Source organism: Rhodoblastus acidophilus (assembly GCF_009720655.1).
GTDB classification, from domain to species: Bacteria; Pseudomonadota; Alphaproteobacteria; order Rhizobiales; family Beijerinckiaceae; genus Rhodoblastus; species Rhodoblastus acidophilus_A.
Genome location: NZ_WNKS01000002.1, coordinates 404762 through 416090 on the forward strand (window position 1 = coordinate 404762; position 11329 = coordinate 416090).

The following is an 11329-nucleotide window of genomic DNA, read 5'->3' on the forward strand; positions in this document are numbered from 1 at the left end:
CTCAACGGGCGGCCCGTCGGGAGACGATGACCGAAAAAACCCCGCGCGCCGTTGGGCGCGCGGGGCGATGTCGTTTTACAGAAACGCGAGAGAAATTACTTCGTCTCGCGCGCCTTGAGCGCGGCGCCAAGGATGTCGCCGAGCGAAGCGCCGGAGTCGGCGGAGCCATATTGCGCGATGGCTTCCTTCTCTTCGGCCACTTCGAGCGCCTTGATCGACACGGCGATCTTGCGCGCCTTGCGGTCGAACAGGGTGACGCGCGCGTCGACCTTTTCGCCAACCGCGAAGCGCTCGGGACGCTGGTCGGCGCGGTCGCGGGCCAGTTCGTTGCGCTTGATGAAGGCCTGAAGGTCGGTGCCGACGATCTTAACCTCGAGGCCGCCGTCTTTGACCTCAAGGATCTCGCAGGTCACGACCGCGCCCTTCTTGACCTCGCCATCTTCGCCAACCGGAGCCGAAGCGAAGGGGTCGCCGCCAAGCTGCTTGATGCCGAGCGAAATGCGCTCCTTCTCGACATCGACGTCGAGCACGCGGGCGCGCACAACCTCACCCTTCTTGTAGTCCTCGATCGCCTGCTCGCCCGGCCGGTTCCAGTCGAGGTCGGACAGGTGGACCATGCCGTCGACATCGCCGTCGAGACCGATGAACAGACCGAATTCGGTCTTGTTCTTGACCTCGCCCTCGACATCGGAGCCCACGGGATGCTTCTCGGCGAAGGCTTCCCAGGGGTTCTGCAGGGTCTGCTTGAGCCCGAGCGAGATGCGGCGCTTGACCGAATCGACTTCCAGGACCTGCACGTCGACTTCCTGGCTGGTCGAGACGATCTTGCCGGGATGGACGTTCTTCTTGGTCCAGGACATTTCGGAGACGTGGATCAGACCTTCGATGCCCGGCTCCAGCTCGACGAACGCGCCGTAGTCGGTGATGTTGGTCACGCGGCCATGGAAGCGGGCGTTGATCGGATATTTCGCCTCGATGCCCTGCCACGGATCGTCCTGAAGCTGCTTCATGCCTAGGGAGATGCGGTGGGTCTCGTGGTTGATCTTGATGATCTTGACCTTGACCGTCTGGCCGATGTTGAGCACTTCGGACGGATGGTTGACGCGGCGCCAGGCGATGTCGGTGACATGCAGCAGGCCGTCGATGCCGCCGAGGTCGACGAACGCGCCGTAATCGGTGATGTTCTTGACGACGCCGTCGATCACCAGACCCTCTTCGAGGTTGGCGACGATCTCATGACGCTGCTCGGCGCGGCTCTCTTCGAGCACTGTGCGGCGCGACACGACGATATTGCCGCGGCGGCGATCCATCTTGAGGATCTGGAACGGCTGCGGCACGCCAAGCAGCGGGGTGACGTCGCGGATCGGACGGATATCGACCTGCGAGCGCGGCAGGAAGGCGACCGCGCCGTCGAGATCGACGGTGAAACCGCCCTTGACCTGGTTGAAAATGACGCCGTCGACCTTCTCGCCGGCTTCAAAGGCCTTTTCGAGCTTGACCCAGCTTTCTTCGCGACGCGCCTTTTCGCGGGAAATGACCGCTTCGCCAAGCGCGTTTTCGACGCGCTCCAGGTAAACTTCGACTTCGTCGCCGACCGCCGGGGCCGGATCGCGGCCATGGCCGGTGAATTCCTTGAGCGCCACGCGTCCCTCGGTCTTGAGACCGATGTCGATCACCGCGACGTCTTTTTCGATGGCGACCACGCGTCCCTTGACCACCGAACCTTCGAAGGCTTCGCTTTCGCCGTAGGATTCGGCGAGCAGGGCGGCAAAATCGTCGCGGGACGGGTTCATACCCGTGTTGTTGGCAGTGGACATATTTTCTCCTGAAATGCCCAGTCGGGCGCGCGCCGGAATAGGGTTTGTGTTGCGTTGGCTTTCGACCGCAGGCGCACATCCATGGATGTGACCCGTCAAATAAGGCGGCCGGCGCGGGCCAGCGGCAGAAAGCAGGTTCAGGAGCGTTCCTTAGCAAACAGGCGACTTTTCCACAAGGTGTTTGCGCAAGCGCAGAAGACGCCGCGGCCCGGCGCTGATGGGGTCGTTTTGGCGCTTCAGATGAGGATGAGATTTTCGCCTGCAAATCTCTCGATCATGGCTTGCGGACCGCAGTCCGTCTGACTATAGAGAGATTGCTGCTCCCTTCGTCTAGCGGTCTAGGACGTCGCCCTCTCACGGCGAAAACAGGGGTTCGAGTCCCCTAGGGAGCGCCAAACCCAAACCTAAGTTGGTGTTTTTGCGTCTATTTTGACGTGAATTCCCAACCCCGTCTTGAGCGGTTTGGGAATACTCGTTCTTTTTCTGTGCTTCCAAGCGCGTGACAGCGGCTTCAGCAAGCCGCGCTTGATCCGCGTCACGCGTGTAACGTTCCGCCTCGGACAGCGTCTTGTGTCCAAGCACGGCCATGATTTCGCGGGCCGTGCATCCGGCTTCGGCGAGACGCCGGCCAGCGGCCTTGCGAAGGCCGTGGGGCTGGCAATCGAGCGGCAAGCCTGCCGCTGTGATCGCGCTGCGAAAGAACTGGCTGAAGCCGTCCACAGTGAACGGCTTGCCGTATTCCGTGTTCAGAATGGTGACATGGTCGCGTGTGACGTGGTCCAGCACGGCGCGCAGCTCGGAGTGCAACGGGATCGCGAGCTTTGCCCCGGTCTTTTGTTGGACGACGCGAATCGCCGCGCCGCGAATATCGGCCCAGGTCATGCGGTGGACATCAGAGCGGCGCTGGCCGGTGTAGAGCATCAGCGCGAAAGTGAGCCGTTGCTTTGTCCCAACTGGCCAATGTTCCTCAAACTTGGCGATTTCGTCGTCCGACCAGGAGCGGATTTCCTGCGTCTTCGGTCGCTTTATGCCCAGCGACGGATCATGGTTGAGTTGCCCCAACTCGATGGCGTGGCGGATCAAGACGCGAAGCATTTTCAGGATTGCAAGACGTTGCCCCGGCCGATCAGCGTAGGGGTTCAAAATCTTGTCCGCGATGTTCGCGCGTGTCATGCCCGCTAAGGACCGATGGCCGTGCGCCGTTCCGATCGCGTCCAAGCGCGAGCGATAACCTGCTTTGGTGGTGTCCCGCAGGTCCGCAAAGGCGGCGCTACGTTTGTAGGAGTGGATAAGGGCGCCAATGGTGCCTGACGCCGGACCGCTCTCGCGTTTGGTCTCGGGCTTGAGTTTCCCCGCCAAGGCGAGCTGATAGGCTTGGAGGAATTCTTCGGTCCCGACTGCGCTGGGAAGCGCCACGCGCGCGCCCTTCCCCTTGCGAAAATAGACCCGCAACTTGCCGTGCCGGTCATGAAAGCATTCGCAATAGGGCGGGAGCTTGCGCGGCATGCTCAATCATCCCAGGTTGAGTCCGCCTCAGCGCCGCCGTCATAGGGGAGCGCTTCAGCGAAGCGGTCGAGGTCGCGCACGTCCCACGCCTTGCGCCGGTCGATCTGGCGCGGACGGGGCGCGCGGCCTTCCTTGACCAGCTCCAAGAACTTGGTCGTGGAAAGGCTGACATATTCCGCGGCGGCTTCCAAACGGATAAGCCGCGGCGCGAGACTGGCGGGAAGGGCGGACTGCCGCGCCATATTATGCCCCTGCCCCCGTCGTCTGCGTTCCATCGTCCGGCAAGATGCTTCCGCCCTGGGTGAGCCTGACTTGGCCAAGCGGAATCCAGTTCGCGGGCATATGGTATTGGTCGCCCTCGGCGAGCGGCGGCTCATTCTCCCGGCGGCGCACGTCGTTCGGCGAGAACGCGCCGATTTCGCGGGCGATGCGGTAGGCTTTGAAACGGGCCTCGATGTCGCCGCGTAGAAGGCCGTTAAGATCGTGCTCGATGTAGTAGGAGCGCCGGCCGGCGTCGCTCAGCAGGCAACGCGCCAAAGCGCCCTCGATGCGGGCCGCAAGCGGTCCCAAGGCGTTCTGAACAAGCGCCTGGCCTTCGTGTTCTGAATTCGAATAGGTCGCCTTGTCGGTTATGCCTACCGTTGTCGGAGGCAGGCCGAAAATCCGCGCGACATCTTCGTTGCCGAGTTTCCGGCTTTCCAGGAATTGCGCATCGTTGGGGCTGAAGCTCAGTTGCTCGAACTTCGCGCCGCCGTCCAGGATCATGACGCGGCCCGCATTGCCGGCGCCCGCGAAGCGCCCGCTGATCCCCTTCCGCAAATCTTCTTTCGCGGTGGGGTTAAGCTGGTTCGGATACATCAGCAACCCGCCGGGCTGAAGCTTGTTCTCCGTCAGCGCCTCGGCCGTTTCCGCGTGAGCCATGGCAAGATGCAAAGCGCCGTGCGCAATCTGGATCGGCGAAAGCCCGTACATGCCGTTCTTGGTGGGGCCTCGGACGTGAAGCATTTCTTCCTGCAACAGGACCCAAACGACGCCGTTGTAATCAGTGGCGCGGTAGCGCAGCCGTCCGCTGGCCAAGCGCTCAATCGCCACCATGCCGGGCGGGAACGGGTAAAGGGCCGTCACCTGGCCGCGCGCGTTCCGCTCGATTCGGGCATAGCCGTTGCCCATCAGATCCAGGCTGCGGATCAGAAATTCGCGAAACTCGAACGCGGTCATGTTCGGGTTGGGCATACAATCGAGGATCTGGAAAAGCGGGTGATCGTCCGCGCGCTCGCGTCCGCCGTCCTTGGTGCGCCGGTAGAGGCAAAGGGGAACGCTCGCCAGCAGCTCGGAGCGCAACGAGACACAGCGCGCCGCGACAGACAGATTCGAGATAACGGCGTCTGGGTTGACGCCGGACGCGCCGGTCCCGCACATGCCCAAGAACGTATCAACGTAGGCGTCGCCGCCGCGAACACGCTGTTCCTTGCCTTTGCGCCGCGCCGCCTTGCCCATTTCAGCCCCGCAGAGTGTCGAGATAGCGGCGCGCGAGATTGCGCGTCACAAAGCCCGGCGCCAGAGCCGAGCGGGTTTGAACGATGGTTCCGTCGTAAGCCGGCCATGCGGACACGACGGAAATTTCGTGAAGGTTGACCTTGCGCAGCTCGCGCTTCTGCCCGGTCCATTCGTCTCCGTCGTCTTCGACATCGAAGCCGAAGGACATGCCGCCGATGTCGCCACGCTCAGCGAGCGCCAGCACGTCGCGCGCCGCCTGGGTGTCGGGGAGGTCAACAGAAAATTGCAGACCGCGCGCGTCTTCGCCCAGGCGAAGCGTCCCGCTTCGGGTTCGACCGAGAACGCGCGTCGGATCGTGGTCAACAAGCGCGAGAATGTCGCGCCCTGCTGCGAGCGAATCGGCGAAGGCGCCCTGGCGGATTGTCTCGACAAAATCGCCAATGCGCGCCTCGGCGCCGAAAGTCGCCGCATAGCCTTCCAGGCGGCGCGGATTGCCGCGCGCCGTCCGGATTTCGAGGGGATAGGTGCGGCGCTCGATCATGTCAGCCCGTCACCGCATCAACGATGGCCGCGAACGATTCGGGATGACGAACCGCAACGTCCGCGTCCAGGAAGGCATGGATCAGAACGCCGCCCTTGGAAGCAACGTCGGGATGGTAGGGGTTAACGAGCACATCGACGGCGGACCAGTACGCAATAAACAGGTCGGACCAAGCGCCGTAGAGAATGGCGGAGAGATTCGTTCCGGTGCTTTTGGTGAGATTCGACGGGACCTGATTGGAGAAATCGAACGCCTCTCCCATGAAGAACTGCGGAAGGCCGTAATATTTGCCCTGCGAATCCTTTATTTTCTGCGCAACCTTTTTCACCTTCATATTGGTGAGGAAAGAGGCGCGGGCGGTGACGTTGGCGATTTGCGGGAGCGCCGCAAGGTCCGCCATATCGTCCGGGGTCGGATAGTCGCCAGTCGCCCCGAGCGCGACCGTCTCCAGCCCGGAAAGCGACAAAATGCCAGTCGGCTGATTCGTTCCGCCGCCCTTGATCGCCGCCGAGTCCAGCGCAGCCGCGAGCATGAACGAGAGATCGCCCCGGACGATGCCCTCGATTGCCGGATCGGCCTGAAGCATCAGCTTGCGGCTGAACTGGGTTTCGGCGGCGACGGTCTTGGGGCTCAGCGAAATGTCATCGAACGTCTGATCAGTGCGGTTCGGAGCGCCGTCTTCCGCGACCCAAGACGCGGAGGCCGAAGCGGTGAGGCGGGGAATCTTGATGTCGCCCATCAGTCCGCTGAGCACAGTCGCGCCGAGCAGTTCAGTCTTTAGCGCCGGGCGCAGGCGGTCGACGAACATTTCGGACAAGAGTTCGGTTTCGACCAGGCCGCCGGCCGATCCCGCCTTTTGCAGCGCGCGGCGCTCGCCGAGCAGGACGGAAACCGGAACCATAAGGCCGCGCGCCTCGCGCCCCTTGGACAGTTCCGAATGGCATTCCGCTTCGAGGCCGCTCAGCCGGCCGTTGAGCATTTCGCGCACGCCCTTGGCGATGGAATAGTTGCGCAGCTCGCGCGTCATCGGATCGCCGGAAACGGGGGAGCCCTCGGCGCGGCGCTCGAATTCGGCGAAGGTTTCCGCTCGCTTGATGCGCTCTTCGAGATTGCTCGCCTCGGACTTCAGCGCGTCGAAGCGCGTCTTTTCCTGTTCGCTCAGGTCGCGCTTGGCGCCCTCGGCGGCTTCGATAAGGCCGCGCATTTCCGCGACCTTGAGGCAGTGCTGTTCCTTCAGTTCGAAGAGTTTACTCATGTTCCGTTCCTTTCATCCGTCAAAATATTACGTGGGTTAGACGTGATATTTGTTGAGAATTGAATTTGCGCGATCATGTACGGCGTCGAGATCGACAAGGAACGCAGAGTAGAATTCCTTGTTTTCGCGTGAAAAGAGAGTGGTCACGGCATCTTCAAGGCGCTCGACGCTTGCTTCGATTCGGCCACCGCCTTTCGGAAAACGGACAACCAAAACAGTCTCACCGTCGCGGAACAGCTCGCCAGGGTCTCTCGCAGGAACAGATTCGTCAGTGAGTGCATCCTCGCTAGGATCATAAACGCCTTCGCCGATGTCCGTGAAGTTGAGGGCGGCCTGCGAGGCTTCTTTGACTGAGAGGTTGTTGCGTACCAGTTCCGCCGTCAAAACAACGTTCAGAGCCCGACGAAGTGTGAATTGACGAGTGCGACCGACGCCGGGTGAGAAGCGGTCGGGCGTGCCGTGAATGAGCGCCAGATCGCCGCGCTTGACCCATGTGCGAAGGGTTTCAACCGGAATTCCGGCGGCGTTGGCGACGTCAGCGGTTGAAAATTTTGGGATATCGAGTGGAGCGTTCATAGCGCGTCTTTCTATGTGGTCCGTGCGAACCACATTAGAGCCATTCGCATGAATCGTCAATGTGGTTCGTGCGAACCGCTCAATGGTGACACTTGGCGATTATGAGGAGATGGATGATGTGGAAAACGCCCGGCCGGCTGGATCGGCGAGCGCCAAGACGCCGCGCGCGATGTCCAACGCTAGGCGCGCGTCGGTCCCGCCGCCGAAATCGCCTACTATCGGTTCATCCTCGAGGTCGCCGTCGTTGAGACAAGCGAGCGCGCGTGCCTTGACTGCAAGGCCAGTGATTGAAGTTGCAGGTTCCTGCGCGATAGCGCGGGCTGCATCATAAATAGGTTGGAAATCGGCGTCGTCAGCCGTTCCGTCCGCTTCCCTAGCCTTATGAGCAGAAAATGCCGCTTCAAGATCAACTGCCAAGCGTAGAAGTTTGCAATCGGCTTGCGTCTCGTCGTTGGCTGTCAACAAGTCTCGCAACATCGAATTGAGCAATCTATCGTAAGTAGTTTCTTCGGACATTGAGCCGAGACCGCCGCAGCACCAAGCAAGGGTCTCGGCCTTAATCTTGATTCCAACCATAGTTGTAGCTCGAAAAGCGAAGATTTGCTCTGCCAGCTCTAAACAAGGCTTCCACAAGAGAGAGAATTCGTTATCTGGCATGTGCTCTGGCGCGGCTGCGGTCGCGACACGCTCTTTTTTCCATTCGTTTTTGAATTCCGTGCCGAGGCGAATCAGTTCCGCGTCATCGGACACGGAGAAGCAGGGGGCGTCAGTGGTCATAGCAATCCTCGTGTGATAAGTTGTGCAAATCGCACAATATGGTGACAAATGCACTATATGGAATTTCAACAATGGTGACAAGCGCACAAATTCGAGCCGCGCGAGGGCTGCTCAATTGGACCGTGCGCGACTTGGCCGAACGGGCGGGGGTTCACCGAAATACCGTGACCCGAGCTGAAACGGACGCGACGGGTCCCGGTCATGCAACCTCAGCGATTTGCACTACTCTCGAAGCGGCCGGCGTCGAATTCATTCCCGAAAACGGCGGCGGCGCCGGCGTGCGTCTGCGGAAGTCCTCGGCGACGGTTACATAAACTCAATCGTGGGAGTCCAGGCCGCTTCCTTGCCGTGCCTGGCGGCGACGGTCAGCGCCATGGCGAGCGCCACCAGGCCGTCAATTCGGCCGCGCGACCTTGCCTTGTCCAGTTTGCGATTGCCGGCCGGATCGGCCGTGACGACAGCGTTGCAGGCGCACCAGGTCAAGAGCGGGTGGCCGCCATGCCGAAGCCGGCGCTCAACCACCAGGCGTTCAAGAGTGTCCACGGCCGGCGCCATGTCCTTGAAGCCCTGACCTATAGCTTCGAGTTCGACATCGGAGCCCGTCTCCGAGAGCGCCCGCTTGAAATCGTCGATGCGCCAGCGGTCGAAACCGATCATGCGCAGATCATAGACGCTCGCCAACTCGGCGACTTTCGCCGCGATGAACGCCGGATCAATCGTGCGGCCTGGCGTCGTCAGCAAATAGCCGCTCAGCTTCCAGGACAGATAAGGAACCTTGTCCTCGTCCTCTCGCTCGCGCAGGCCATCGGCCGGAAGCCACATGAGCGGCAGAACGTCGAAGCTCCCCTGATCGTCGGGAAACACCAACACCATAGCGGTGAGATCGCGAACGCTCGATAAGTCGAGTCCGCCAAAGCATTGGCGACCGCGCAGGCTTTCGAGGTCAAGCTCTCCCTTGTTCGCCATCCACTCGGAGGCGGTCAAGAAGTGCTTTTCCGCGCTCACGCGCTGGTTCAGGATCAGATTTCGGAAAGCGGGTTCCTTGGCCGGCATTCGGCGGGCCTGTTCAGCCTGGCGGCGCACTTCGTCCAATGACAGAAAGTCGCCGAGCGCCGGATTGGCTTTCTGCCAGCTTTCCTCTGACCAAGGATCGTCGGACGGCGTGGCGGCATAGAAAAACAGCTTGAAGCTGGGATCATCGACCGCGCCGGCTTCCACCTTCAGCCCGTAGTCAATCAGCTCGGAAAGCGGTGCGGTGTCGCTTGGCGCCTGCGTCGAGATGACCATTAGAAGCGGGCTTTCGCGCGCGCCCATGGCCGTGTCGAGGGCGTCGTAAAGGTCGCGCGCCTCTGCCTGGCCAAGCTCGTCATAGATCACGAACGACGGCGACAGCCCCATCTTGGTCTTTGCGTCGGCGGAAAGCGCCGCATATATCGAGCCAGTCTCAAAGTCTTCGAGCTGTTTCGTAAACCGGGTGATGTTTATGCGCTGGCTCAGGATCGAATGCTTTTCGATCATCGCCACCATTTCGTGGAAAATTTTCGCCGCCTGAAATCTGTCATTCGCGGCGGAATAGACTTCGCCGCGTTGCTCAGCTTCCGAGCCTGCGAGGTGGCAAAGGGCGAGCGCAGCGGCGAGCGCGGTTTTGCCGTTTTTGCGTCCAAGCGACATAACGGCAGTGCGGACAGGTCGCGCGCCGTCCGCGTCCGTCGCGTAAATCTCCCGGATGATCGCCTTTTGCCAGTCACGAAGCACGAGCTGCCGCCCGGCATGCCGGCCGGCGGTGATGCTGAGACTTTCAACGAAGGCGATGACGCGCTCGGCGCGTGAAAGGGTTTCGTCGTCCCAGGGCGCGGGCTGCGGCTTGCTGGCCTTCGAGGTCGAGCCGAAAAGATCAGGCGAGTCCGTCTCGTCCTTGCGGAAAACGAGTTTGAGCGGCTTCGCGCCCGGTCCCCTCAAGCCCATTTTTCACCTTTTTTGCTGAAATTTCAAAACTTAACTAAGTATTCGCCAAGGTCCCAAGCCGGTCCTCGGAGGGTGTCCGGTCGTCCTGAGAGGGGGTATATCCCCCAAGGGCCGGATGATCGGGATCAATCGGCAAGCCGCTGAGGTCACAGCCCTTGAAGGCAAGGCCGCGCCGTTTGCCGAAGGCGTGCGGGTTGTCCAGCGCGTTCGTCTTGGTCGCGTGACAGCTCGGGCACATGCTCATGAGTCCGCTCAGGTCCGGGAAGGGTTCGCCGCCGCTCGCAATGGCTTGCCTGTGATCCACGACGGTAGCGACAATGACGTTGCCACGGCGCGAGCACGGTTCGCAGAGCGGATCGGCTGCGAGCTTCGCCGACCGCAAGCGGCGCCATGCCGCTGTGCTGTAGGGCCAGTCAGCCATGACACGCCGCCTTGTCGACGTAGCGGACGGTCGCCGGGGGAAGGGAGATCGGCGGCAACTTGGTTGGCGCGTACCATCCTTCTTCGCCGTGCTCGGCGGAACGGATCGACGGAAAAGGCTTGCCGTTGTAATTCGTCCACCGTTCCCATTCCGCCGAGCCCTTCGTAATCCAGACCTTAACCGGCTGCGAAGCAGATTTAACGTTGCCTTCGGTTGCTTTCTTCGCGCTCTCCCAGCCTTTTTGCCGAAGCCACGCATGCGCCTTCATCGACTGCCTCTTGGCCCTGCGGCATTCAGCTCGATGGTTTCCGGCATACTTGATCGCCGACCGCCGGTCCTCAGCCGACAACGACGAGAACGCCTTGCGGGCCGGTTCAAGCGCTTCGGTTGCGTCGAACTGCCAAGCGCTCTCGAATTCTTCGAAGGCGGGGCCGATTTCAGCAGGTGCGACTTCGAGAGGATTTAGGAGAGTATCTGTTTTTGTATCTTCTTATTTCTTATTAATAAGAGAGCTGGCTTTTCCGGCAGTCGGTTTCTCCGACAGCCGGTTTTCCCGGCTCTCGGCTCCGAGAGCCGGGTTTTCAGGTTCTCGGTTACATTTGTCGATATTCGGCCTACTGGCGACGATGTATTCTTTGCCGAACGCACGTCCGGTCGCAGTGTCTCGGATCGGTTGAAGACGCGCATAGCCCGCTTCGCGAAGCTCTCTCATGATCCGTTGAAACTGTTCCTTGCCAATCCCCCATTGGTGGCGCAGTTGCTCGGGACGGACCTGCCAGTCGGGTGGCCGGTGTAGGAGATGCGTTAGCAATCCGAGAGCTTCGAGCGACAAACGATTGTCGTTTGCCGTTTCGTTCGGGATGATGACGAATTGTGATTTCTCGGCCTGACGCCTAATTCTACTGAGTCACGTTTTTCTCAGATTGGTCGTCGCGTGAGCTTTGCTATCCTGCCGATTCGTCTCACTGGCGGAG

Annotated in this window: 12 protein-coding genes, 1 tRNA gene and 1 pseudogene; 2 read left to right on the forward strand and 12 right to left on the reverse strand. The window is 61.0% G+C overall.

Annotation, left to right across the window (positions count from 1 at the left end; translation table 11 throughout):
- Window positions 1–95: 95 nt before the first annotated feature.
- Window positions 96–1817 (reverse strand): 30S ribosomal protein S1, encoded by a 1722-nt coding sequence (gene rpsA / locus GJ654_RS04260; protein WP_196305430.1) that lies wholly within the window; start codon window positions 1815–1817, stop codon window positions 96–98.
- A gap of 319 nt (window positions 1818–2136) precedes the next feature.
- On the opposite strand from rpsA, the gene GJ654_RS04265 reads away from it, so the two are divergent.
- Window positions 2137–2212 (forward strand) — tRNA-Glu (locus tag GJ654_RS04265).
- Here the strand turns inward: GJ654_RS04265 and GJ654_RS21550 are convergent.
- From GJ654_RS21550 to GJ654_RS04300, 7 genes are all read right to left on the reverse strand, one after another.
- Window positions 2172–3323 (reverse strand): tyrosine-type recombinase/integrase, encoded by a 1152-nt coding sequence (locus GJ654_RS21550; protein WP_155444891.1) that lies wholly within the window; start codon window positions 3321–3323, stop codon window positions 2172–2174. The genes GJ654_RS04265 and GJ654_RS21550 overlap by 41 nt on opposite strands.
- Before the next feature lie 2 nt (window positions 3324–3325).
- On the reverse strand, window positions 3326–3565 hold the full coding sequence (locus GJ654_RS04275; protein ID WP_155444849.1) for a helix-turn-helix transcriptional regulator: 240 nt from the start codon (window positions 3563–3565) through the stop codon (window positions 3326–3328).
- A 1-nt stretch (window position 3566) separates the two neighbouring features.
- A complete protein-coding gene (locus tag GJ654_RS04280; protein WP_155444850.1) occupies window positions 3567–4820 on the reverse strand; it encodes a phage portal protein in 1254 nt (417 codons plus the stop codon).
- Between the two features lies 1 nt (window position 4821).
- The gene (locus GJ654_RS04285; RefSeq protein ID WP_155444851.1) at window positions 4822–5361 is read right to left on the reverse strand and encodes an HK97 family phage prohead protease; all 540 of its coding nucleotides are present in this window, start codon (window positions 5359–5361) and stop codon (window positions 4822–4824) included.
- 1 nt (window position 5362) lies between these two features.
- The gene (locus tag GJ654_RS04290; RefSeq protein ID WP_155444852.1) at window positions 5363–6616 is read right to left on the reverse strand and encodes a phage major capsid protein; all 1254 of its coding nucleotides are present in this window, start codon (window positions 6614–6616) and stop codon (window positions 5363–5365) included.
- 36 nt (window positions 6617–6652) lie between these two features.
- Window positions 6653–7192: a hypothetical protein gene (locus GJ654_RS04295; RefSeq protein ID WP_155444853.1), complete on the reverse strand. Its 540-nt coding sequence runs from the start codon at window positions 7190–7192 to the stop codon at window positions 6653–6655.
- A gap of 99 nt (window positions 7193–7291) precedes the next feature.
- Window positions 7292–7969, reverse strand: coding sequence for a hypothetical protein (locus GJ654_RS04300; RefSeq protein ID WP_155444854.1), 678 nt, complete (start codon window positions 7967–7969; stop codon window positions 7292–7294).
- 71 nt (window positions 7970–8040) lie between these two features.
- Between GJ654_RS04300 and GJ654_RS04305 the strand changes: the two genes are divergently transcribed.
- Window positions 8041–8283, forward strand: coding sequence for a helix-turn-helix domain-containing protein (locus GJ654_RS04305; protein ID WP_155444855.1), 243 nt, complete (start codon window positions 8041–8043; stop codon window positions 8281–8283).
- Here GJ654_RS04305 and GJ654_RS21555 read toward each other — a convergent pair.
- The 4 genes and pseudogenes from GJ654_RS21555 to GJ654_RS04320 form a co-directional block, all read right to left on the reverse strand.
- Window positions 8276–9283 (reverse strand): terminase TerL endonuclease subunit, encoded by a 1008-nt coding sequence (locus tag GJ654_RS21555; protein ID WP_319802120.1) that lies wholly within the window; start codon window positions 9281–9283, stop codon window positions 8276–8278. The two genes, GJ654_RS04305 and GJ654_RS21555, sit on opposite strands and share 8 nt — an antisense overlap.
- A gap of 6 nt (window positions 9284–9289) precedes the next feature.
- A pseudogene (locus tag GJ654_RS21560) lies at window positions 9290–9934 on the reverse strand (terminase large subunit domain-containing protein); the annotation flags it as partial.
- Between the two features lie 34 nt (window positions 9935–9968).
- Window positions 9969–10355, reverse strand: a complete 387-nt coding sequence (locus GJ654_RS04315; RefSeq protein WP_155444857.1) for an HNH endonuclease signature motif containing protein — start codon at window positions 10353–10355, stop codon at window positions 9969–9971.
- The gene (locus GJ654_RS04320) at window positions 10348–10623 is read right to left on the reverse strand and encodes a hypothetical protein (RefSeq protein ID WP_155444858.1); all 276 of its coding nucleotides are present in this window, start codon (window positions 10621–10623) and stop codon (window positions 10348–10350) included. The genes GJ654_RS04315 and GJ654_RS04320 overlap by 8 nt, the downstream gene beginning before the upstream one ends.
- Between the last annotated feature and the right edge of the window lie 706 nt (window positions 10624–11329).

Excerpts from the sequence above, each read along its gene's own strand:
- GJ654_RS21555 (WP_319802120.1), bottom strand. The coding sequence starts at position 9,283 with ATGGGCGCGCGCGAAAGCCCGCTTCTAATGGTCATCTCGACGCAGGCG.
- GJ654_RS04300 (WP_155444854.1), bottom strand. The coding sequence starts at position 7,969 with ATGACCACTGACGCCCCCTGCTTCTCCGTGTCCGATGACGCGGAACTG.
- GJ654_RS04320 (WP_155444858.1), bottom strand. The coding sequence starts at position 10,623 with ATGAAGGCGCATGCGTGGCTTCGGCAAAAAGGCTGGGAGAGCGCGAAG.
- GJ654_RS04280 (WP_155444850.1), bottom strand. The coding sequence starts at position 4,820 with ATGGGCAAGGCGGCGCGGCGCAAAGGCAAGGAACAGCGTGTTCGCGGC.
- GJ654_RS04315 (WP_155444857.1), bottom strand. The coding sequence starts at position 10,355 with ATGGCTGACTGGCCCTACAGCACAGCGGCATGGCGCCGCTTGCGGTCG.
- GJ654_RS04275 (WP_155444849.1), bottom strand. The coding sequence starts at position 3,565 with ATGGCGCGGCAGTCCGCCCTTCCCGCCAGTCTCGCGCCGCGGCTTATC.
- GJ654_RS04295 (WP_155444853.1), bottom strand. The coding sequence starts at position 7,192 with ATGAACGCTCCACTCGATATCCCAAAATTTTCAACCGCTGACGTCGCC.
- GJ654_RS04285 (WP_155444851.1), bottom strand. The coding sequence starts at position 5,361 with ATGATCGAGCGCCGCACCTATCCCCTCGAAATCCGGACGGCGCGCGGC.
- GJ654_RS21550 (WP_155444891.1), bottom strand. The coding sequence starts at position 3,323 with ATGCCGCGCAAGCTCCCGCCCTATTGCGAATGCTTTCATGACCGGCAC.
- GJ654_RS04305 (WP_155444855.1), top strand. The coding sequence starts at position 8,041 with ATGGTGACAAGCGCACAAATTCGAGCCGCGCGAGGGCTGCTCAATTGG.
- rpsA (WP_196305430.1), bottom strand. The coding sequence starts at position 1,817 with ATGTCCACTGCCAACAACACGGGTATGAACCCGTCCCGCGACGATTTT.
- GJ654_RS04290 (WP_155444852.1), bottom strand. The coding sequence starts at position 6,616 with ATGAGTAAACTCTTCGAACTGAAGGAACAGCACTGCCTCAAGGTCGCG.